This window comes from Kitasatospora sp. NPDC114501 (genome assembly GCF_055633695.1).
This window is the reverse complement of the sequence record NZ_JBVKDS010000002.1, coordinates 36,759-58,390: the sequence shown is the minus strand read 5'-3', so window position 1 is coordinate 58,390 and position 21,632 is coordinate 36,759. Positions and strand designations below refer to the sequence as shown.

Annotated in this window: 17 protein-coding genes and 1 tRNA gene; 6 read left to right on the top strand and 12 right to left on the bottom strand. The window is 74.7% G+C overall.

Going from position 1 to position 21,632, the window contains the following annotated elements:
- Nucleotides 1-625: 625 nt before the first annotated feature.
- From ACZ7RU_RS03845 to ACZ7RU_RS03835, 3 genes are all read right to left on the bottom strand, one after another.
- Nucleotides 626-2,032, bottom strand: coding sequence for a hypothetical protein (locus ACZ7RU_RS03845; protein WP_470339358.1), 1,407 nt, complete (start codon nt 2,030-2,032; stop codon nt 626-628).
- Nucleotides 2,033-2,297: 265 nt separating this feature from the next.
- A complete protein-coding gene (locus tag ACZ7RU_RS03840; protein WP_470339357.1) occupies nt 2,298-5,135 on the bottom strand; it encodes an SUKH-4 family immunity protein in 2,838 nt (945 codons plus the stop codon).
- A 76-nt stretch (nt 5,136-5,211) separates the two neighbouring features.
- Nucleotides 5,212-6,213: an SMI1/KNR4 family protein gene (locus tag ACZ7RU_RS03835; RefSeq protein ID WP_470339356.1), complete on the bottom strand. Its 1,002-nt coding sequence runs from the start codon at nt 6,211-6,213 to the stop codon at nt 5,212-5,214.
- 294 nt (nt 6,214-6,507) lie between these two features.
- Here ACZ7RU_RS03835 and ACZ7RU_RS03830 point away from each other — a divergent pair, with 294 nt between their 5' ends.
- Nucleotides 6,508-6,969: a YwqJ-related putative deaminase gene (locus tag ACZ7RU_RS03830; RefSeq protein ID WP_470339355.1), complete on the top strand. Its 462-nt coding sequence runs from the start codon at nt 6,508-6,510 to the stop codon at nt 6,967-6,969.
- A gap of 49 nt (nt 6,970-7,018) precedes the next feature.
- Nucleotides 7,019-7,555 (top strand): SUKH-3 domain-containing protein, encoded by a 537-nt coding sequence (locus ACZ7RU_RS03825; RefSeq protein WP_470339748.1) that lies wholly within the window; start codon nt 7,019-7,021, stop codon nt 7,553-7,555.
- A 30-nt stretch (nt 7,556-7,585) separates the two neighbouring features.
- Here the strand turns inward: ACZ7RU_RS03825 and ACZ7RU_RS03820 are convergent, their stop codons facing one another.
- On the bottom strand, nt 7,586-8,854 hold the full coding sequence (locus tag ACZ7RU_RS03820; protein ID WP_470339354.1) for a sensor histidine kinase: 1,269 nt from the start codon (nt 8,852-8,854) through the stop codon (nt 7,586-7,588).
- Between the two features lie 319 nt (nt 8,855-9,173).
- Between ACZ7RU_RS03820 and ppc the strand changes: the two genes are divergently transcribed.
- Nucleotides 9,174-11,927 (top strand): phosphoenolpyruvate carboxylase, encoded by a 2,754-nt coding sequence (gene ppc / locus ACZ7RU_RS03815; RefSeq protein ID WP_470339747.1) that lies wholly within the window; start codon nt 9,174-9,176, stop codon nt 11,925-11,927.
- A gap of 88 nt (nt 11,928-12,015) precedes the next feature.
- Here the strand turns inward: ppc and ACZ7RU_RS03810 are convergent, their stop codons facing one another.
- From ACZ7RU_RS03810 to ACZ7RU_RS03785, 6 genes are all read right to left on the bottom strand, one after another.
- Nucleotides 12,016-12,297, bottom strand: a complete 282-nt coding sequence (locus ACZ7RU_RS03810; RefSeq protein ID WP_470339353.1) for a hypothetical protein — start codon at nt 12,295-12,297, stop codon at nt 12,016-12,018.
- Nucleotides 12,298-12,481: 184 nt separating this feature from the next.
- Nucleotides 12,482-13,060 carry an aminoacyl-tRNA hydrolase gene (gene pth, locus ACZ7RU_RS03805; protein ID WP_470339352.1) on the bottom strand — a complete coding sequence of 193 codons (579 nt, stop codon included), beginning with the start codon at nt 13,058-13,060 and terminating at the stop codon, nt 12,482-12,484.
- Between the two features lie 112 nt (nt 13,061-13,172).
- On the bottom strand, nt 13,173-13,763 hold the full coding sequence (locus ACZ7RU_RS03800; RefSeq protein WP_470339351.1) for a 50S ribosomal protein L25/general stress protein Ctc: 591 nt from the start codon (nt 13,761-13,763) through the stop codon (nt 13,173-13,175).
- A gap of 279 nt (nt 13,764-14,042) precedes the next feature.
- Nucleotides 14,043-15,020 (bottom strand): ribose-phosphate diphosphokinase, encoded by a 978-nt coding sequence (locus tag ACZ7RU_RS03795; protein ID WP_470339350.1) that lies wholly within the window; start codon nt 15,018-15,020, stop codon nt 14,043-14,045.
- A gap of 202 nt (nt 15,021-15,222) precedes the next feature.
- Nucleotides 15,223-16,677, bottom strand: a complete 1,455-nt coding sequence (gene glmU, locus ACZ7RU_RS03790; RefSeq protein ID WP_470339349.1) for a bifunctional UDP-N-acetylglucosamine diphosphorylase/glucosamine-1-phosphate N-acetyltransferase GlmU — start codon at nt 16,675-16,677, stop codon at nt 15,223-15,225.
- Nucleotides 16,678-16,820: 143 nt separating this feature from the next.
- Nucleotides 16,821-16,891 (bottom strand) — tRNA-Gln (locus tag ACZ7RU_RS03785).
- A 366-nt stretch (nt 16,892-17,257) separates the two neighbouring features.
- Here ACZ7RU_RS03785 and ACZ7RU_RS03780 point away from each other — a divergent pair.
- Together ACZ7RU_RS03780 and ACZ7RU_RS03775 are read left to right on the top strand one after the other, a co-directional pair.
- Nucleotides 17,258-18,214: an acyl-CoA desaturase gene (locus ACZ7RU_RS03780; RefSeq protein ID WP_470339348.1), complete on the top strand. Its 957-nt coding sequence runs from the start codon at nt 17,258-17,260 to the stop codon at nt 18,212-18,214.
- A gap of 212 nt (nt 18,215-18,426) precedes the next feature.
- Nucleotides 18,427-19,029, top strand: coding sequence for a TetR/AcrR family transcriptional regulator (locus tag ACZ7RU_RS03775; protein WP_363576138.1), 603 nt, complete (start codon nt 18,427-18,429; stop codon nt 19,027-19,029).
- A 42-nt stretch (nt 19,030-19,071) separates the two neighbouring features.
- On the opposite strand, the gene ACZ7RU_RS03770 is transcribed toward ACZ7RU_RS03775, so the two are convergent.
- Nucleotides 19,072-19,887, bottom strand: a complete 816-nt coding sequence (locus ACZ7RU_RS03770; RefSeq protein WP_470339347.1) for a methyltransferase domain-containing protein — start codon at nt 19,885-19,887, stop codon at nt 19,072-19,074.
- Nucleotides 19,888-19,998: 111 nt separating this feature from the next.
- Here ACZ7RU_RS03770 and ACZ7RU_RS03765 point away from each other — a divergent pair, with 111 nt between their 5' ends.
- A complete protein-coding gene (locus ACZ7RU_RS03765) occupies nt 19,999-20,496 on the top strand; it encodes a MarR family winged helix-turn-helix transcriptional regulator (protein WP_360351434.1) in 498 nt (165 codons plus the stop codon).
- A 30-nt stretch (nt 20,497-20,526) separates the two neighbouring features.
- Here ACZ7RU_RS03765 and ACZ7RU_RS03760 read toward each other — a convergent pair whose 3' ends face one another.
- The gene (locus tag ACZ7RU_RS03760) at nt 20,527-21,546 is read right to left on the bottom strand and encodes a LuxR C-terminal-related transcriptional regulator (RefSeq protein WP_470339346.1); all 1,020 of its coding nucleotides are present in this window, start codon (nt 21,544-21,546) and stop codon (nt 20,527-20,529) included.
- Nucleotides 21,547-21,632: the final 86 nt, after the last annotated feature.

The following is a 21,632-nucleotide window of genomic DNA, read 5'->3' as shown; positions in this document are numbered from 1 at the left end:
CGGGGCAACGCGAACGGCCCGGCACGCCGAGCGGCCGGGGGTCTCCAGCCTACGCCGAGGCACGGACACGCACGCGGTCCACGCCTTCGGCGGGGCCGGACGGGGCCACGGCGGGCCGGATCGGGGCCGGGTCAGTACTGAGTCAGGGCCGAACCGCCGACCGCCCCGCCGCCCTCCCCACGCGAATCCGTCAGGAGCACATCCGGGAACGAACGACTGGACGGAACGCCGGACCGCCCGGTGGACGAACCAACCGGGAGCCGCACCGGACCGGGCACGGCTATCCGCCACGAACTGGACATACTCCTGTCACTGGCCGTCCATGGAGATCGAGCACCATGGTGAACGTGCCCGCCGCACCCAACCGTGGGGGATGGCTGTGGGGGCACTGTCGCACCGCCGATGGGGGTCGGAGGTGCGAGGCCGGGCGGCCCTGGGTGGGGGCGCCCGCCCAAGCGCCGGGAACCGTGGCGCCCTTTCCTGGAGGGCGCCACGGGTCTCGGCCTCTTTCGTCCCCGGGGCCGACCCCGCCGGCCGCCCCGCCGCCCGGCACGGCGAAGGCCCCGGCCGCACCCGAGGCGGGGGCGGTCGGGGCCTTCCCAACGCCGGGACGGACGGCGGCCGGTCAGCGGCGGTGGTAGCTCACCGTGTGCGGGGTCGCGTAGTCGCTGCCGTCGTCCACGATGATGATCTTCGGCACGATCCGGGTCTCGGCCTCCGACGGCTTCCCGTCGCCGGCCTTCCCCTCGGCCGCCGGCCCGTCGCCCGCCTGCCCGTCCGCCGTCTCCTCGGCCGGCGGCGCGGCCGGCTTCGGCGGCACCGGGCCGGTCGCCACCCGCCCGCCGATGGCCTTGGTGGCGCTGCTGCCGACCACCGGGGTCCGCAGCACGGTCGTGGACTGCCCCTGGGCGGGCGCCTCGGCCCCGGCCGCCGGAGCCGCGGAGGCCAGGGCCTTGCGCAGGTTCGCCACCGGGATCTCCCCGGTGTCCGCCTCCGGGTCCACCGGCGCGGCGTCGTCCACCGGTACGGCGTCGACGACGGCGTCCGCGACCGCGTCCCGCGGGGCCGGGGGCACAGTGGCCACGGCCGCCCCGGCGGAGTCCTGGGAGGCCTGGGCCGCCGCGGCGGCCGCGGCCGCCGCCTCGGGCTCGATCTGGCCGACCGCCGACCCGGTGAGCGAGGCCAGCGTGGCCTTGATGTGGTCCAGGTGCTGCTGCACCGTCTCCAGCCGGGCGTCGAACTCGCGCTGCTCGCGCTCACTCGCCGCGTTGATCTCCTCGGCCTCCCGGCGGGCCCGCTCGATCAGCTGGTCGGCCTTGGCCTGGGCGTCCGTCTCCAGCTGCTTGATCCGGTTCAGCACGGTCTCCCGCTGCTGCTCCGCCTCCTTGACCCGGCGCTCGGCGGTCGCCGACACCTCGGCGTCCTCGGCGTCGGCCTTGGCCTGGGCGGCGGCGAAGGTCTCGTCGGCCTTGCGGCGCCGGGCGGCCAGCTCGGCCTCGGACTGCTCGCCGGCCTCGGCGGCGGCCACCCGCACCTTGGCGGCGTAGGCGGTGGCGGCGTCCCGGACGGCGCGGCTCTCCCGGTCGGCCTCGGACCGGATGCCCTCGGCCTCGGCCCGGGTCCGCTCCTCGGTGCGGCGGGCGGCCGCGTCGGCGTCGGCACGGGTCGTGGCGGCGTACTCCTCGGCGGCACGGGCGGCCGCCTGCCCGGCCTCGTAGACCTCGTCCCGCAGGTCCTCGGCGAAGCGCTCGGCCTTCTCCCGGACGGCGCGCGCCTCGTTCTCGGCCATCGTGGCCAGTCCGGCGGCCTGCTCGCTGAGCACCTGGTAGTCGGGTTCCGGGGCCTCCTCGGCGGTCCGGCGGATGTCGGCCAGCCGGGCCTCCATCTGCCGGATGCCGGCGCCCAGGACGCTCAGCCGCTCCCACGCCTCGTCACGCTGCGAGGTGAGAGCGGCAAGGGCTCGTTCGACCTGCTCGGGCGCGTAGCCACGGCGGGCCTGGGTGAAGCCGTACTGGGGGACGGCGTCGCTCATGGGCTCTTCCCCTCGTTTCGCGGGCTGCGGAGCCCATGATCGGACGGAACGGACGGATCCGGAACCGGTTCGGAGCCCGGGGCCGGATTCCGTCGCCGTACGGACCGGAATGTGTCGAGGACCGGACGAATAGACCCATCCTCTTGACCTATTTTGCGCAGATCCGGGCGAAACCCCAACGAGGCACAGCTGCGGCGGCACGCTGAAGGGGTCGTTCCGGACACCGGAACGACCCCTCCCACCTGCGAGGATCAGCGACGGTCCGCTACAGCAGGCCGTCCCAGAACTGCTCCAGCAGCACGGCCCACCACGTGTCCGCGTTCTGCAGGGCCGCCGGGTCGATCGCGGCGAGCTGGGCCTGGAAGTCGGTCGTCCAGCGACCGGCCTGGTCCGGCGTCAGCCCGTACCGCAGCCGCCACATCCGGCCCAGCAGGGCCAGCGAGCGGACGAACTCCGGTACACCGGTGTTGACGAACCGGGGCGGCTGGCCGGTTCCATCGATGTCCACGGCCACCACGTGCGCGGTGCCGTACTGGACGCACAGCTGGCGGCCGTAGTCGTTGCCCAGCACCAGGTAGCCGCCGAAGTCCGGGCCCGCGCCGAGACCGCGCTCGGCGGCCAGCTCGGCGAGCGTCGGGATCGGACGGCCCTCCTGCGCCTGCGCCCAGAAGAACGGCCCGAAGTCGCGCGGCAGCCCGGCCCACATCAGGGACTGGGACACCGGCTCGGGCACGCCCTGGCGGGAGACGGCGCGCTGCTCGTAGCGGAACAGGTTCTGCCCGAAGGCGGCGCCCGCCTCCTGGGCCAGCTGCTGCGGCGGGAGCGGCGGCAGCGCCTGGACCGTCCCGGGCGCGGGCAGCGGCACCCGGAGCGGGCGGACCCGCTGGGCACCGGAGGCCAGCTGGTGCAGCTCGTCCAGGTGGTCCAGCAGCTCGGCCATCCCGGCCTGCCGGGAGGCGTGGTCACGGCCGTACGGGGCGGTGTGGGTGAGCCGGACGTTCGGCCAGGACGCGGCGATCATGCGGTTGCAGTAGCCGCCCGGCAGGTCGCACGACTCCAGCTCGGTGTAGAGCTCCAGCACCTGCTCCGGCGGCACGTTGAGCCGGCGCAGGTCCTGGAGGATCTTCCACTCCGGGTGCGGGGTGCCGGGCTCGCTGCGGTGCAGCAGCTTCTGCTCCGAGCCGTCCGGGCCCCGGTAGCTGAGCGCGGCGAAGTACCCCGGGCCGACCGCGGGCACGCCCGGGGGCACCTGCGCGGACGGCGACGAGCCGGGCACCGCCGCCGGCGGGACGACCCCGGCGGCGCCGCCCGCGTTCGGGTAGCCGTAGCCGGCCGCGGGCGCGGCCGGGGCCGCCGGGCCGCCGGGCGGCGGCGGGACGGCGGGGCCGCCGGACGGCGGGGTGCCCGGGTCCACCGGGCCGCTCAGCAGCGCCGGGTCGATCGCGCCCGCCAGCTGGGTCGCCTCGTACGCCACCCCGGAAGAAGACGGACCGGAAGCGGACGGACCGGCGGACGGACCGCCCTGCGGGGTCGCCGGGGCCTCGCCGCCGCGCAGGCCGGCCGGGGGCGGAGGCGGCGGGGTGGAGGCGGCGCCACGGCCGCCGGGGGCGGCGGCGGGCGTGCCGGAGCCCGGGGTGTGCTTCAGCCCGGCGGGCGGGGGCGGCGGCGGCACCGAAGCCGCGTTGCGCCCCAGCCCGGCGGGGGCGGCGCCCGCGCCGGGGGCACCGGCGGCACCACCGCGCAGCGCGGCCGGCGGGGGCGGCGGTGGGACCGAGGCCGCGCCTCGGCCGAGCCCGCCCTGCGCGCCGGGGACCTCCGGGCCACCGGGGACAGGGGTGCCGGGAGCCGGAGTGCCGGGGCCCGGAGCACCGGGCAGACCCGCCAGGCCGGGCAGACCACCGGGCGGGGCCAGCATCGTCGGCGCGTGCTCGACCTGCGGGCCGGCGGCGGGCGGGGCGGCCGGGGCACCCGGCAGACCACCGGGGCCGGGCACACCGCCGGGCGGGGCCAGCATCGTCGGCGCCTGCTCCACCGGCGCACCGCCGGCGGGCGAGACGGCCGGGGCGCCCGGCAGGCCCATCAGCCCGGGCATGGCGTCCGGCGAGGCGAGCACGGTGGGCGCCGGCTCGGCGGCCGCGGCGGGCACCGGGGCCGGCGGGGCGGCGGGCGGCTCGGCGGCGGGCGGCGGGACCGGGGGCATGCCGTAGCCGCCGCCCGTCGGCGGCATCAGCATGGTCGCGGCCTCGGCACCGGCCGGCGCGGTGGGCTCGGGCAGGTCCGAGCCGGTGATCCGCAGCCCCTCGGGCATCAGGACGGTCGCGGCCTCGTCCCCGGCCGACGGCCGGCCCGGGCCGGCGGGCGTCCCAGACGCGACGGGCGCGGGTGCGACGGGTGCGACCGGCGCCGCGGGCGGCGCCACCGGCTCGTCGTACAGGGGCGGCGGCGCGAGCATGGTCGGCGCGTCCCCGGCGGGCCGGCCGGAGACCGGCGGCTCGGTCAGCACGGCCGGCGCAGGCGCGGGAGCCGGAGCCGGAGCGGGAGCCGGAGCCGGAGCCGCAACGGGAGCAGGAACGGACGCCGGAGCGGGCGCGGGCGGCTCCTCGACCGGCGCGGCGGCAGCGGCGCCGGCCGGAGCCTCGGCGCCCTCCCCCTGCGGGCCGGCCGGAGCCGTCCCCAGCCGCTCCGCCTCCGCCGCGATCGCCGCGGCCCCCGCCTCCTGGAGCCACTGCGGCGGGCTGAGCAGGAAGGAGGTCGCCTCCACCGGCCCGGGCGCGGGCTTCGCCGCCCCGGCCGGGTTGGCCGCCACCGGCCGCCCGTAGACCTCCTCGTACTGCCGGACCACCTCGTTGACGGGCAGCGCGGGCCAGAGCGTGCTGGCGCCCGAGTCCCGGGCGATCACCAGCCGCGCCTCCCCCGAGCCGCCGCCCGTCCCGCCCGTCCCACTCGCACCGCCCGAGCCGTCGGCCGCGCCCGCGGGCGCCACCGCCCAGCAGACGAAGCCCAGGTCGAACTCCCGGACCCGCACCTCGCGCTGCTGCGAGCGCGGCACCCCGCCGTTGATCCACTCCTCGGCGAGCTCCTGCGCCTGCGCGTACGTCACCACGCCCGGTTCACCCCTGTCCGCATCCTCTTCGTCCCCCGTTCCACCGACACCACCGCGACCACCGAGACCACGCGCCTCAGCCCACCGGGACGGCCCGGGCGAACCCGCCGTCCACCATCAGCTCCGCGACCGTCTCCAGCTCCGGCGGGCTGCCCGCCAACCGCAGCAGGAAGGCGTCGAAGTCGTCGCCGCAGGGCAGCAGCAGCCGGGCGCAGCGGTCCTCCGGGGCCTCCGGGGCGCCGTTGTCGCGGGCGTCGTCGTACAGGTGGAACCAGACCGAACCGGCCCGCTCGCCGCGCACCTTGAGCGCCACCAGGCCGCCCTGCGCGTAGGCGATGCCGAGGTAGTCCTTGGTGAGGTGGTCGCGCAGGCACTTGTTGGCGTACACGAGGTCCTCGGTGCCGTACTCCTCGGTGAGGGTCAGGAACGGCTGGTCCAGCAGCAGTCCGAGCTCGGTGTCCAGCGCCACGCCGACCGGGGCGCGGCCGCCGCCCAGCTTGAGGAAGGTCCGGTAGGCGTCGGGCAGCCGGTAGCCGAGGCGCTGCTCGGCGCGCTGCACCAGGTCCTCGGGGACGCCGATCGGGTCGCCGCCGTCCATGGCCAGCGCGAAGTGCACCGGCCGGCGCTCCTGGAGCGGGCGGGTGCCGCGGCGGGTGTGGTCGGCGGCCGAGGTGGCCAGGCCGGCGTGGTGCCGCAGCAGCGCCTTGACCTCGACCGGGACGAGCTCCATCCGCCGCCAGCCGGGGGCGGCGCGGCCGACCGCGTGGTGCCAGGTCCAGCCGGGCGGGGTGGCGACGGCGGTCGGCAGGTCGGCCCAGAGCGGGTGGCCCTGGGTGTAGAGCGCGGCGTTCGCCGAGACGTAGTCGGTCAGCCGCAGCTCGTCCACGCCGAAGCCCTCCGGCGGGTCGGCGACCTCGGCCGCCGCGGCGGCGTACGGGCCGAAGTCCGGGAAGCCGTTCTCGTCCACCCTGACCCCGGCGGGGTGCCGCTCCGCGCGGACCGGATCCGGGAACTGCACCACCTGACCTGCGTACGCCGCGTTCGGTGCGGCGGCGACGCCGGGCCGACCTGTCGTCATCTGGGAGCCCCCACTGGCTGCTGCAAATACGGTGCTTGCTGGGCACCAGCCTAGGGCCTGCCCTCAACCCCCCGTCTGCCAGGCGGGCCACCGGGCGGTGTCGGTGGATCGGCGGACAAGTCGTGACGGACGCACGCGCGTTCGGTCGGCACCGGGCGACCGCCCGGCCGGTCCGTCACGGCACCGGCCGCCGCCGCACCCCGGTTGTGCGGTTGTCGGTGCCGTTTGACAGGCTTGCCCAGGACCGGCCCGGTCGCTCCGGCCGACGCCGGACTACGAGGAGGAGGACGACGGATGACCACCGGTGAGCCGGCGGGCCCGCCCGTGCTGCGCCACCACCGCGACAGCCTGCTGCCCGCCGTCGCCGCCGCGCTGTCGCTCAAGGGCGGCGAGGTGCACACCCTGGCGGGCGACAAGGACCCGCGCCGCCCGGTGCTGCACCACCTGGTCGCCGACTTCCTGGACACCCTGCCGTCGGAGGCCCGCGAGCGGTTCACCGGCCGCTGCCCGGAGGCCGTCCTGCTCTCCCAGTACCTGACCGGGGTCGACGGCCGGCGCTCCAAGCGGGCCGCCCGCAAGCCGATGACCCTGCACGAGGCCCGCAAGGCGCTCAAGGGCTCCCGGATGACGACCGTTCGCATCCGCGAGGAGGGCGACCCGGCGCACGGCAGCCACGCCCCGCCGTGCCGTTCCTGCGACCCGATGCTGGAGCACTTCACCGTGCGCAGCGTCGCCGTCGGGCCGCCCGCGCACTGACCGGCCGCGCGTCGGCCCGTCCCCCCGTCCCCCAGCCCTGGAGCCCGCCCTGAACCCGCCCGTCCCGCCCGCACCGGCCACCCTCGCCCCCGCCGGCACCCGGACCCGCCCCCGCTTCCCCGCCGACGTCGCCGCCGAGCTCAAGGCGGCCGGCTGGCACCCCGGCCGCTGGGAGATCCGGCAGGCCGAGGAGTGGGCCGACACTCTGGTCGGGTACGGCGCTCCCGGCGGTGCGGAGCACGTGGTGTTCCCGGCGGCGGTGGAGGCCTGGGCCGAGTTCGGCGGCCTCGCCTTCGACCTCTCCGGTCCGGGCCGCCAACTGGCCCGCACGCCGTTCCTGATCGACCCGCTGTGCGGCCTGCACCAGCCGCGCACCCTGCTCGACCTGGGCCGGGCGCTGGGCACCCGGCTGGCTCCGCTCGGCGAGGAGGCGTACGGGCAGGCGCTGCTGGCCGTCGACGAGGAGGGCCGGGTCTACAGCCTGGACCACACCGGCGAGTGGTTCCTCGGCCAGGGCATCGACCAGGCGATCTCCACCCTGGTGCTGGGCACCGTCCCGGAACGGCTGCGCACCGCCGACGAGTGACGCGGGGCCCGGAAGGACGCTGAGGGCGGCTCAGCCCAGCCGCTCGGCCCGCACCGCCAACCGGGACGGCAGCACCGCCTCGATCCGGAAGCCCCCGTCCGCCTCCGGCCCGGAGGAGAAGGTGCCGCCCAGCGCGATCACCCGCTCCCGCATCCCGACCAGCCCGTTGCCCCCGCTGGGTAGCTTCGCCGCGCCCTCCTCCCCGCCCGGGCAGGCGTTCACCACGGCCACCCGCACTCCGTTGGGCGCGTACGAGAGCAGGACGGACACCTGGGCGCCGCCGGCGTGCTTGTGCGCGTTGGTCAGACCCTCCTGGACGACCCGGTAGGCGGTCTGCTCGGCCTCGCCGGTGAACTCCTGCCGGCTGCCGCTGACGGTCAGGGTCACCGCCATCCCGGCCGCCCTGGACTGGTCCACCAGCCGGGGCAGCCCGGCCAGCGAGTCCGGCTCCGGCTGCCGCTCGTCGTCCATCCGCAGCACCCCGAGGATCTCGCGCAGTTCGTTCAGCGCCTGCCGGCCCACCTCGCCCATCAGCTTGGCGCTCTGCGCCGCCCGGTCCGGGTCCTTGCCCGCTATCCGCTCCAGCGCCCCGGCGTGCACCACCATCAGCGACACCCGGTGCGCCACCACGTCGTGCATCTCCCGGGCGATCCGGGTGCGCTCCTCCAGCCGGGCCCGGCGGGCGCGCTCCTGCGCCTGCTCGGCCAGCAGGTCCAGCTCGGTCTCCAGGCCGTGGGCGCGGTCCTTGAGCGAGTCGATCAGCCGTCGCCGCGCGCCGACGTACAGTCCGGTCACCACCGGGGCGACGGTCAGCCCGACCGACACCAGCAGTGACAGCAGGATCTGACCCCACAGCGGCGGCGGGTCCACCGGCGAGTCCTCGGGCGTCATCAGCGACACCGCCATCACGGCGGCCGCCTCGGCGAAGGCCAGCGCGGACAGCGCCACCACCCGGCGGCGGCGCGAGGGCCACTCCCAGGTCGAGGCCAGCGTGTACAGCGCCACCACCAGCAGCACCACGCCCAGCATTCCGGGCATCACCAGCAGCGTCACCAGCACCGGGACGGCCGGCCAGCGCCGGCGCACCATCAGCGAGCCGCCGGCCAGCGTGCCGAGCACGGCTATGCCGACCGCTCCCGCGGTGGTGACGTGGATCCGGGCGGAGAGGAAGGCGATCGTGCTGGTCGCGCACTCCACCGCGGCGAGCAGGGCCAGCCCGATGTCCAGGAAAGCGCTGCGCGGCCGCTTCCACCACCAGAACGACCGGACCGGCACGCGCTCCCCAGGCGACTTGCTCATGCCCCACAGCGTAAGCGGCAACCTGCTCCCCTCCCCACCGGGATTGCCCGGTACACCCCCCGAAGCCGCCAAGTGGTCCAGACCACAGGTGGTTTTCGGCAGCGTTGTCCGCCATCCGGCCACCTCGCGGACACCGCCCGCCCCGACACCTATGCTGGTCGCGTCGGACAGCGCGGTCCGCACGCGTCACACCCGCCACACGCGTGTGGACCTGTGACGATGAGCCGTTGCCGAACCCCACCACCACAGGGAGCCAGCCGTGACCGCTCCGGTCCCCACCCCGGCGGACAACCCCACGCCCGGTGCCACAGCCGGCGCAATCGCCGACAACTCAGCCCTGCGCGCGGACATCCGCCGTCTCGGCGACCTGCTCGGCGAGACGCTGGTCCGCCAGGAGGGCCCCCAGCTGCTGGGCCTGGTCGAACAGGTCCGCCTGCTGAGCCGCACCGACGGCGAGGCCACCGCCGAACTCCTCTCCGACATCGACCTGGACACCGCCGCCAAGCTGGTCCGGGCGTTCTCCACCTACTTCCACCTCGCCAACGTCACCGAGCAGGTGCACCGCGGCCGGGAGTTCGCCACCCGCCGCGCCCGGGAGGGCTCGCTGCTCGCGCAGACCGCCGACCAGCTCGCCGAGGCCGACCCCAAGCACCTCCAGGACACCCTGGCCCACCTCGCGGTCCGTCCGGTCTTCACCGCGCACCCCACCGAGGCCGCCCGCCGCAGCGTCCTCAACAAGCTGCGCCGGATCGGCGAACTCCTCGACCGCATCCACCGCGACGAGGTCACCTCCGGCCTGGCCGCCGCCGACCAGGCCCGTACGAGCAGCGCCAAGCGCTCCGCCGACCGCCGCCTGGCCGAGGTCATCGACCTGCTCTGGCAGACCGACGAGCTGCGCATCGCCCGCCCCGAGCCCACCGACGAGGCCCGCAACGCCGTCTACTACCTGGACGAGCTCTACCGCGAGGCCGTCCCCGAGGTCCTGGAGGAGCTGCACGAGGAGCTCGCCCGGGTCGGCCTGAACCTGCCCGACGGCGTACGGCCGCTCACCTTCGGCACCTGGATCGGCGGCGACCGCGACGGCAACCCCAACGTCACCCCGCAGGTCACCTGGGACGTCCTCAACCTCCAGCACGAGTACGGCATCAAGGACGCGCTCGCCGCGATCGACGACCTGCGCAACACGCTCTCCACCTCCGAGCGGCTGGCCGGCGCCTCGGTCGAGCTGCTCGCCTCGCTCAACACCGACCTGCACCTGCTCCCCGAACTCAGCCCGCGCTACAAGCGGATGAACGCCGAGGAGCCCTACCGCCTCAAGGCCACCTGCATCCGGCTCAAGCTGGAGAACACCCGCGAGCGGCTGGCCGGCGGCACCCCGCACGTCGAGGGCCGCGACTACCTCGGCACCCGCGAGCTGATCGCCGACCTGCGGCTGATCCAGGACTCGCTGCGCGCCCACCGCGGCGAGCTGATCGCCGACGGCCGCCTCGCCCGCGCCATCCGCACCGTCGAGGCCTTCGGGCTGCAACTCGCCACCATGGACGTGCGCGAGCACGCCGAGGCCCACCACCACGCCCTCGGCCAGCTCTTCGACCGGCTCGGCGAGGAGGCCTGGCGCTACGCCGACATGCCCCGCGAGTACCGGCAGAAGCTGCTCGCCAAGGAACTCCGCTCGCGCCGCCCGCTCGCCCCCACCCCGGCCCCGCTGGACGAGGCCGGCACCAAGACCCTCGGCGTGTTCAACACCATCCGCGGGGGCTTCGAGCGGTTCGGCGACGAGATCGTCGAGAGCTACATCATCTCCATGTGCCAGGGCGCCGACGACGTCTTCGCCGCCACCGTGCTGGCCCGCGAGGCCGGCCTGATCGACCTGCACGCCGGCATCGCCAAGATCGGCATCGTGCCGCTGCTGGAGACCACCGACGAGCTCCAGCAGGCCGACCGCATCCTCGACGAGATGCTCTCCGACCCGTCCTACCGCCTGCTCGTCTCGCTGCGCGGCGACGTCCAGGAGGTCATGCTCGGCTACTCCGACTCCTCCAAGTTCGGCGGCATCACCACCTCCCAGTGGGAGATCCACCGCGCCCAGCGCCGGCTGCGCGACGTCGCCCACCGCTACGGCATCCGGCTGCGCCTGTTCCACGGCCGCGGCGGCACCGTCGGCCGCGGCGGCGGCCCCTCGCACGAGGCCATCCTGGCCCAGCCCTGGGGCACCCTGGAGGGCGAGATCAAGGTCACCGAGCAGGGCGAGGTCATCTCCGACAAGTACCTGCTCCCCTCGCTGGCCCGGGAGAACCTGGAGCTGACCCTCTCCGCCACGCTCTCCGCCTCCGCGCTGCACACCGCCCCGCGCCAGGCCCCCGAGTCGCTGGCCCGCTGGGACGCCGCGATGGACCAGGTGTCCGAGGCCGCCCACACCGCCTACCGCTCCCTGGTCGAGCAGGAGGACCTGCCGAAGTACTTCTTCGCCTCCACGCCGGTCGACCAGCTCGCCTCGCTGCACCTGGGCTCCCGTCCGTCCCGTCGTCCCGACTCCGGCGCCGGCCTGGACGGCCTGCGGGCCATCCCGTGGGTGTTCGGCTGGACCCAGTCCCGGCAGATCGTCCCCGGCTGGTACGGCGTCGGCTCCGGCCTCGCCGCCGCCCGCGCGGCGGGCCTGGGCGACGTGCTGGACGAGATGTACGGCGAGTGGCACTTCTTCCGCAACTTCCTGTCCAACGTCGCCATGACGCTGGCCAAGACCGACCTGCGGATCGCCGCCCACTACGTCGAGCAGCTGGTGCCCGGCGAGCTGCACCACGTCTTCGACCAGATCAAGGCCGAGCACGCGCTCACCCTGCGCGAGGTGCTCCGGCTCACCGGCGAGAGCGAACTGCTGGAGCACAACCCGGTGTTGAAGCAGACCTTCGCCGTCCGCGACGCCTACCTCGACCCGATCTCCTACCTCCAGGTCGCGCTGCTGCGCCGCCAGCGCGAGGAGCTCGCGGCCGGCCGCCAGGACGACCCGCTGCGCGCCCGCGCGCTGCTGCTGACCGTCAACGGCATCGCCGCCGGCCTGCGCAACACCGGCTGACGGCCGCCCCGGCCGGACCTCCGGCCGGGGCCCGAGAACGGCCGAGGGGCCGGTGTCCCGGGACACCGGCCCCTCGCCATGGCGGTTCCTACTCCGCGCCCTCGCCCGCGCGCCTGCGCTTCAGCCACAGCGCCGCACCGCCGGCCGCCACCACCAGGCCGCCGCCGACCGCCAGCAGCCCCGCGTCGGGGCCCATCGAATCGCCGAGCACCGGCCCGAACTGCGCCGCCGCCGGCTCCGGCGCGACCGCCGGGTCCGACTCGGCGACCGGCTCCGCGTGCGCCACCGCGCCGCTCGACAGCAGCACCCCGGCCGCCCCCAGCGCACCGGCCGTACCGACCCGCCGTCCGAGCCGCTTCAGCTCCACCACCCGGCTCCGCCGCACTCGGCGGACCGGACGCAATCCCCGCATCGAGAACTCCCCAGGACTCGTTCGCGTACCAGGCCGACGCTATCCGATCCGGCACGGGGCTCTCACGCCGATTCAGGTGTGGACGGGCAAGCGTTGTACGACCGTTGCGTACCCGCGCCCGCCCTGACGGGCGGTCAGCGGATCAGGAGTTGTACGTCCCCTGGGCCCGCTCCAGCCCCTCGGACAGCAGCGCCTCCACCGCGTCCGCCGAGCGGTCCACGAACCACTCCAGCTCCTTGCGCTCGGTGGAGGAGAAGTCCTTCAGCACGAAGTCCGCGACCTCCATCCGGCCCGGCGGACGGCCGATCCCGCAGCGCACCCGGTAGTAGTCCGGGCCCAGCGACTTGGTGATCGACTTCAGCCCGTTGTGGCCGTTGTCCCCGCCGCCCAGCTTCAGCCGCAGCGTCGCGTAGTCGATGTCCAGCTCGTCGTGGACCGCGACCAGCGCCGAGGTCGGCGCCTTGTAGAAGTCCCGCAGCGCCGTCACCGGCCCGCCGGAGAGGTTCATGAAGGACGTCGGCTTGGCCAGCACCACCCGCCTGCCCGCCAGCCGTCCCTCGGCCACCTGCGCCCGGCTCTTGTGCGCCTTGAACCTGGCGCCCATCCGCTGCGCCAGCAGGTCCACCACCATGAACCCGATGTTGTGCCGGTTCCGGGCGTACTGCTCGCCCGGGTTGCCCAGCCCCACCACCAGCCAGGGGCCCTCGTACTCGTCCGCCATGCCGCTTCCACTCCTCGTCTGTGCGCTCGTCGCCATCATCCCGGACACACCGCTGCCCCGGGCGCTCCAGTGGGAGCGACCGGGGCAGCGGTCTCAACTAGCGGTGCGAGGCTCAGGCCTCGGCGGCGGCCTCGGCGGCCTCGGCGTCGGCGTCGGCCTGCGAGGCCTGGGCGCCGATGACCTGCAGCACGACGGTGTCGGCCGTGACGGCCAGCGAGGTGCCCTTGGGCAGCTCGATGTCGCCGGCGGTGATCGAGGCACCGGCCTCCAGGCCCTCGACCGAGACGGTGACGGCCTCGGGCAGGTGGGTGGCCTCGGCCTCGACCGGCAGGGCCTGCAGGACGTGCTCCAGCAGGTTGCCGCCCGGGGCCAGCTCGCCCTCGGTGTGGACCGGGATCTCGACGGTGACGGTCTCGCCGCGCTTGACCAGCAGCAGGTCGACGTGCTCGATGGTGCGCTTGATGGCCTCGCGCTGGACGGCCTTCGGCAGGACGTACTCGTCCTTGCCCTCGATCGGGACGACCAGCAGGGCGTTCGGGGTCTTCAGGGCCATCATCAGGTCGTGGCCGGGCAGGTTCAGGTGAACCGGGGCGTGGCCGTGGCCGTAGACGACACCCGGGACGAAGCCGGCGCGGCGGGCGCGGCGGGCGGCACCCTTGCCGAACTCGGTACGGGTCTCAGCGGCGATACGGATCTCGGACACGACTGCACTCCTCGTGGAAATGGCGCGGGGGTGCAGGCAACGCGAAAAACCGCCGGGACCACACCCTCAGTACGTTCGGGGGTCACTCGGCGGCAACGGCCTGCCGGGCGGACGTTGATCCGGCACCGGCAGCGCGTCGATCACGGAGCGGGCACCCGGCGAGCGGGCACACGGCATCCCTCGCCGAGCAGTTTCACGAGTCTAACCGCACGGACGGCCTCCCGCGAAATCGGCGGCGGCCCCGGTCCGTCCGGACCGGGGCCGCCTGCACGGGCTTCGTCAGTGCACGCCCTCGAAGAGGCTGGTCACCGAGCCCTCCTCGAAGACCTCGCGGATCGCGGCGGCGATCGACGGGGCGATGGACAGCGTGGTGATCTTGTCCAGCTGGAGCGAGGCCGGGGTGGGCAGCGTGTTGGTGAACACGAACTCGCTCACCCGCGAGTTCTTCAGCCGGTCCGCGGCCGGGCCGGAGAGCACACCGTGGGTGGCCGCCACCAGGACGTCCGCGGCGCCGTTGTCGAACAGCGCGTCGGCTGCGGCGCAGATCGTGCCGGCGGTGTCGATCATGTCGTCGACCAGCACGCAGACCCGGTCCTTGACGTCACCGACCACGTCGGCCGACAGGATGGTGTTGGCCTGGGTGATGTCGCGGCGCTTGTGGATGATCGCCAGCGGGGCGTCCAGCCGGTCGCACCACTGGTCGGCGACCTTCACCCGGCCGGCGTCCGGCGAGACGACGGTCAGCTTGGAGCGGTCGACCTTCCCGCCGATGTAGTCGGCCAGCAGCGGCAGCGCGAACAGGTGGTCCACCGGGCCGTCGAAGAAGCCCTGGATCTGCGCGGTGTGCAGGTCCACGGCCATCAGGCGGTCGGCGCCGGCCTGGCGCAGCAGGTCGGCGATCAGGCGGGCCGAGATGGGCTCGCGGCCGAGGTGCTTCTTGTCCTGGCGGGCGTAGCCGTAGAACGGCAGGATCGCGGTGATGCTCTTGGCGGAGGCCCGCTTCAGAGCATCGATCATGATCAGCTGCTCCATGATCCACTGGTTGATGGGAGCCGTGTGGCTCTGCATCACGAAGCAGTCCGCACCGCGCGCGGACTCCAGGAAGCGGACGTAGATCTCGCCGTTGGCGAAGTCCAGGGCCTTGGTGGGGACCAGCTCGGTCCCGAGCGCCTCGGCCACCTCCTTCGCCAGCTCCGGGTGGGCACGGCCGGAGAAGAGCTTCAGCTTCTTCTCACCCGACGTCGTGATCCCGCTCACTGCACCGTCTCCTCGCGTTGCGGACGCTGAACCCTCGACCCGGTGCGGGCAGGCGAGGCCCACGCGCGGTACGGGGTCGGGGGAATGTCGGTACGCCTGGACACGGGCGGTAAGCCCAGTGGCGCACGTATGTCCCCCAGGTTACGCGCCCGCGCAGAAACCGTCCGCCTCGGGACCTGCCCTAGGGCTCCGGCCCGCCCGCTCAGGCCTGCTCGGCCCCGTCCACCGCCGCCTTCGCGGCCTGCGCGGACACCGTCCCGGGGCGCTTGCGCTCGACCCAGCCCTCGATGTTGCGCTGGGTGGCCCGGCTCACACCGAGGGCCCCGGCCGGGACGTCGCTGGTGACCACCGAGCCGGCGGCGGTGTAGGCGCCGTCACCGATGGTGACCGGGGCGATGAACATGTTGTCGGAGCCGGTACGGCAGTGCGCGCCGATGACCGTGCGGTGCTTGTTCACGCCGTCGTAGTTCACGGTGACCGAGGCCGCGCCGACGTTGGTGCCCTCGCCGATCGTGGCGTCGCCGATGTAGGACAGGTGCGGCACCTTGGCGCCCTCGCCCAGCTCGGAGTTCTTCACCTCGACGTAGGTGCCGACCTTCGCCTTGCGGGCCAGCTTGGCCCCCGGCCGCAGGTAGGCGTACGGCCCGGCGGTGGCCAGCTCGCCCACCTCGGCGCGGTCGGCGGTGGTGTTGCTCACCCGGGCGCCGGCGCCGACCAGGGTGTCCCTGAGGGTCGAGTTCGGGCCCACCTCGCAGCCCTCGCCCAGGTGCGTGGCGCCCTGGAGCTGGGTGTTCGGCAGCACCACGGCGTCCGGCTCGTAACTGACCTGCACGTCGAACCAGGTGGTCGCCGGGTCCACCACGGTGACGCCCTCGCGCATCGCCCGCTCCAGCAGGCGGTCGTTCAGCAGCCGGCGGGCCTGCGCCAGCTGGACCCGGTCGTTGATGCCCAGGATGTCCCGGTGGTCCTCGGCCACCACGGCGCCGACCCGGTGACCCGCCTTGCGCAGGATCTCCAGGGTGTCGGTCAGGTACTCCTCGCCCTGCGAGTTGTCCGTGGTGAGCTCGCCCAGCGCCGCGGTGAGCAGCTCGGCGTCGAAGGCGAAGACACCGGAGTTGATCTCGGTGATCGCGCGCTGGGCGGCGCTGGCGTCCCGCTCCTCGACGATCGCGGCGACGGTGCCGTCCTCGTCGCGCAGGATGCGGCCGTAGCCGAAGGGCTCGGGGACGACGGCGGTCAGCACGGTGACGCCGTTGCGCTGGGCGGTGTGCGCGTCGGCCAGCCGGCGCAGGGTCTCCCCGGTCAGCAGCGGCGAGTCGCCGGCGGTGACGATGACGGTGCCGTCCAGCACCACGCCGTCGGCGGTCAGCGACTCCAGCGCGGTGCGCACCGCGTGCCCGGTGCCGTTCTGCTGCTCCTGCACCGCGGTGCGGGTGGCCGGGTAGTGCTCCGCCAGGTGCCCCACGACCTGCTCGCGCTGGTGGCCGACCACCACGACCAGCTGGTCCGGGGTCAGTTCCCGGGCCGCCGAGACCGCGTGACCCACCAGCGAGCGCCCGCACACCTCGTGCAGCACCTTGGGCAGCTTGTTCGACTTCATCCGGGTCCCGCCACCGGCGGCGAGCACGACAACGGCGGCAAGCGAATTGGCACCCATGCGGGGAGGCTCCTCGGTAAGTTCACAGAGAGGGCAGAGCAGGCCCGGCCCGGACCCAGGCCGGTCGCCATTCGCACAGTCCGCCGAGCAGCACCGACAATACCGGCGCGGTGGAAAACGCCCGAACCCGAGGCGTGCAGAGGCTCCGCCGCTAGGATTCGAACCCAGACAAAGGCCTCCAAAGGGCCCTGTGCTGCCATTACACCACGGCGGACAGTCGTGTCAGACCCTACCCGAGTGGGCCCTGCCGTGGGTATCGACTTGCACCGATCCACGAACCCGATTCCGTTCCCGGCGACCGGACCCGGCGGCCCTCCGGTTCGTCCATCCAGCCGGGTGAATTCACTCGAGCGCCGCGTTGCGGAGTGTTCCCCTGGACACGGAGCGCAACCTACGATGCCGTAGGTTACGCCAACGTAGGTCCGCATCACTCCCGTTCCGGGACGCCGCATTAGGGACGCCCATGACCATCCAGGCAGGCGAGGCGCGCGCGGGGAACGCCGCGTCCCGCACTCCGTCTCCCCACTCCGACTCCGACTCCGCCGATTCCGACGTGACCGCCGGCCCCGCCGATCCCGACGTGACCCCTGAGACCGACGGGACCGTCGAGACCGACGCCGCGGCCGCGCAGCTGTCCGCCACCCGTGGCGGGGAGAAGCAGGGCCTGGCCGAACGGCTCGCGCTCTCGCTGTTCATCCTGGTGCCGTTCGCCGCCCTGGTGGCCGCCGTCCCGGTGGCCTGGGGGTGGGGGCTGGGCTGGACGGACCTCGCGATCACCGTCGCCATGTACTTCCTCACCTGCCACGGCATCACCGTCGGCTACCACCGCTACTTCACCCACGGCGCGTTCAAGGCGAACCGCCCGATGCGCCTGGCCCTGGCGATCGTCGGAAGCCTCGCGGTCGAGGGCCCGCTGGTGCGCTGGGTGGCCGACCACCGCAAGCACCACCGGTTCAGCGACAAGGACGGCGACCCCCACTCGCCGTGGCGCTACGGGGAGAGCGTCCCGGCGCTGATGAAGGGCCTGTGGTGGGCCCACATGGGCTGGATGTTCGACGAGGAGCAGACCTCGCAGGCCAAGTACGCCCCCGACCTGGTGCGTGACCCGGCCCTGAGGCGGATCTCCCGGCTGTTCTGGCTCTGGACCACCGTCTCGCTGCTGCTGCCCGCGCTGGTCGGCGGCCTGGTGAGCCTGTCCTGGGAGGGCGCGCTGTCCGCCTTCTTCTGGGGTTCGCTGGTCCGGGTGGCGCTGCTGCACCACGTCACCTGGTCGATCAACTCGATCTGCCACGCCGTCGGCCGGCGCCCGTTCCGCTCCCGGGACCGCTCCGGCAACGTCTGGTGGCTCGCCGTGCTCTCCTGCGGGGAGTCCTGGCACAACCTGCACCACGCCGACCCGACCGCGGCCCGGCACGGGGTGCTGCGCGGGCAGATCGACTCCTCGGCCCGGCTGATCCGCTGGTTCGAGCTGGCCGGCTGGGTGCGGGACGTCCGCTGGCCGGACGCGCAGCGGATCGCCGCCCGCCGCGCCGCATGAGGCGGCGCTTCCAGCATGATGTAGGGGTGAACGGGAGCAGCGCAGACAGCACAGGCGGTCACCACAGCACGCGGACGGACGCGGCGCCCGCCACGGCGCCCGCCCGTCCGCGGGCCGCTGCACCGGCGGCCGGCGCCGGCGACGGAGGTCCGGACCGGGGCACCGGCGGCGGCTCGCCCCCGACCCCGCGCCGCCGGGCCGCCCGGGTCCGGATGACCGGCAAGCAGCGGCGCGAGCAACTGCTGGAGATCGGCCGGACGGTCTTCGCGGAGCGCGGCTACGACGGCACCTCGGTGGAGGAGATCGCCGAGCGCGCCGGGGTGTCGAAGCCCGTGGTGTACGAGCACTTCGGCGGCAAGGAGGGGCTGTACGCGGTGGTCGTCGACCGCGAGATGCAGCTGCTGCTGGACATGGTGACCGGAGCACTGACCGGCGGGCACTCGCGCGAGCTGCTGGAGCAGGCCGCCTTCGCGCTGATGGACTACATCGACACCTCGACGGACGGCTTCCGGATCCTGGTCCGGGACTCGCCGGTGGCCCAGTCGACCGGCACCTTCGCGTCGCTGATCAGCGACATCGCCACGCAGGTCGAGGACATCCTGGGCCTGGAGTTCAAGTCCCGCGGTTTCGACGCCCGGCTGGCCCCGATGTACTCGCAGATGCTGGTCGGGATGGTCGCGCTGACCGGGCAGTGGTGGCTGGAGGTCCGCAAGCCGGACAAGGCGACGGTGGCGGCGCACCTGGTGAACCTCGCCTGGCACGGGCTGGAGGGCCTGGAGCGCCACCCGAAGCTGGTCGGCGACCGCCAGGGCTGACCGTCCCGACTCGGCCCGCTCCGCCCGCTCGGCCCGTCCGACTCAGCCCGACCGCCCGGCCCCGACCGACCGCCTGGTCCCCACCGCGAAGATCCGCCGGAACGGGAACACCGTCCCGTGCGGCCCGGCCGGGTAGGCCTCGCGCAGCAGCCGCCCGTACTCGGCGAGGAAGGCGGCCCGGTCGGCCGGGTCGGTGAGCCGGGTGAGGACCGGGCGCAGCGCGGTGCCCTTGACCCACTCCAGGACCGGGTCCGGCCCCGGCAGCAGGGTCAGGTAGGTGGTCTCCCAGACGTCCGGGACGCAGCCGGCGGCGGCCAGGGCGTCGAGGTAGCGCTCGGGCTGGTGGACGCCGGCCCGGACGCCCTCGCCGCCGAGCGCGTCCCGCCAGCGGGCGCTGCCGCGCAGGTCGGCGAGCAGGGTGTGGCTGGGGGCGTCGAAGTTGCCCGGCACCTGGAAGGCGATCACCCCGCCGGGTTCGAGGGCGTCCGCCCAGCGCGGCAGCAGCGCCAGGTGCCCGTCCACCCACTGGAGGGTGGCGTTGGAGACGATCAGGTCGGGCCGGGCCGGCGCCGGGTCGTAGTCGCGGGCGTCGGCGAGCAGGTACTCGGCGTCGGGCTCGCCCCGGGTACGGGCGGTGGCCAGCATCGGGGCGGAGTTGTCGACGCCGGTGAGGCGGGCCCGCGGCCAGCGCTCGCGCAGCACGGCGGTGGAGTTGCCGGGGCCGCAGCCGATGTCCAGGACCACCTCGGCACCGGGGTGCGGGAGGGCGGGGACGCGGGCGAGCAGGTCGCGCAGCGGGCGGGTGCGTTCGTCGGCGAAGCGCAGATACTGCGCCGGGTCCCAGACGGGGGTGGTCACGGTTCACCTCGCAGGTATCTCGACATCAAGATATCCCCCGGTAGCCTCGCTGGCACATTTCTCGATGTCAAGAGACTTCACATCGACACATCCACCGATACACTGATCGTCATGGAGGACGAGGTCGACAGGCTGGTCGCAGCGTGGCGCCGGGAGCGCCCCGACCTCGACGTGGAGCCGCTGGAGGTGCTCAGCCGGGTCAGCCGGCTCGCCCGGCACCTCGACCGCGCCCGCCGCACCGCCTTCGCCGAGCACGGCCTGGAGCCCTGGGAGTTCGACGTCCTGACCGCCCTTCGGCGGGCCGGCTCCCCGTACCAGCTCTCCCCCGGCCAGCTGCTCACCCAGACCCTGGTCACCTCCGGCACCATGACCAACCGGATCGACCGGCTCACCGGCAAGGGCCTGGTCAAGCGCCTGCCCGACCCGGACGACCGGCGCGGCGTGCTGGTCCGGCTCACCGACGACGGCCGCGACCGCGCCGACCAGGCGCTCGCCGGGCTGCTCGCGCACGAGCGCGAACTGCTCGCCCAGCTCACCTCCGGCCAGCAGACCGAACTCGCCGCGCTGCTGCGGCTGCTGGTCGCCCCGTTCGACAACATCCCGGGCTGACGACGGCCTCCAGACCCGGCGGCCCCGTCCTCAGGGCCGGTCGACGGTGCCGACCACCGAGGGCGGCGGGGGCACGGCCGGCTCGGCGGGGCTGACCCCGGCCCGGCGGGCGACCGCGACGGCCGCCAGCGTGGAGTGCACCCCGAGCTTGCCCAGCACGTTCTGCATGTGCGTCCGGACGGTGTGCGGCGACAGGTAGAGCCGCTCCGCGACGGCCTGCCGGCCGAGGCCCGCGACCATGCAGCGCAGGATCTGCTTCTCCCGCGGGGTCAGGGTGTCCACCAGCCGCTCGCTCTCGGTGCGGTCCCGCCGGGCGGTGGTGAGCTCCCGGATCACTCCGGTGAGCAGCGCGGGCGGCAGGTGCGTCTCGTCCCGCAGCACGCCCCGGACCACCGCGAGCAGCCGGGCCAGCGAACTCTCCTTGGCCACCCAGCCGGTGGCGCCCGCGTGCAGGGCGCGGGCGGCGCGGTGCGGATCGTCGGCGGTGGCCAGGACGACGGCCCGCAGCCCCGGGTGGGCGCGGCGGAGCCGGGCCAGCAGGGTGATGCCGTCGGGCGGCGGGGCGGCGGGTCTGAGCTGGTCGCCGCGCAGCGGGTCCACCGCGGACCGGCCGACGGGCGGCAGCCCGCCCGACGGCGGGACCGGCGCCCCCGCCGGTACGGCCGGCCGGCGCGGCTGCGGCACCGGCGGGGCGGAGCGGCCGCGCCGGGCCTCCTCGGGGTACTCCGCACCGGGCCGGCGGCGGGCGTGCGGCGCGGCCGCTCCGGACCCGCCGGGCGACCCGGCCATACCGGAGGTCCCGGTCGCTCCGATCGTTCCGGCCGTGCCGGGCACTCCGCCCGCGCCGGACGCCTCACCGCCGAGGTCGGCGTCGATCAGTGCCACGTCGTAGGACCGGCCCTCGCCGGCCGCCCGCTCCAGGGCCCGCTCGGCGGCGGCGGCACTCCCGGCCGCCCCCACGTCCACGTCCGGCTCGGCGGCCAGCGCCGCGGCCAGTGCCTCGGCGAAGATCCGGTGGTCGTCGACCACCAGGACGCGAATCCGCCCCATCGTCCCTCCCCCTGCTCACACCGCCCGAGCCCGGGGACGGGGACCGGCCCGGCATCCGCGTTCCGGACCCGCCGTTCCGCCCGCCC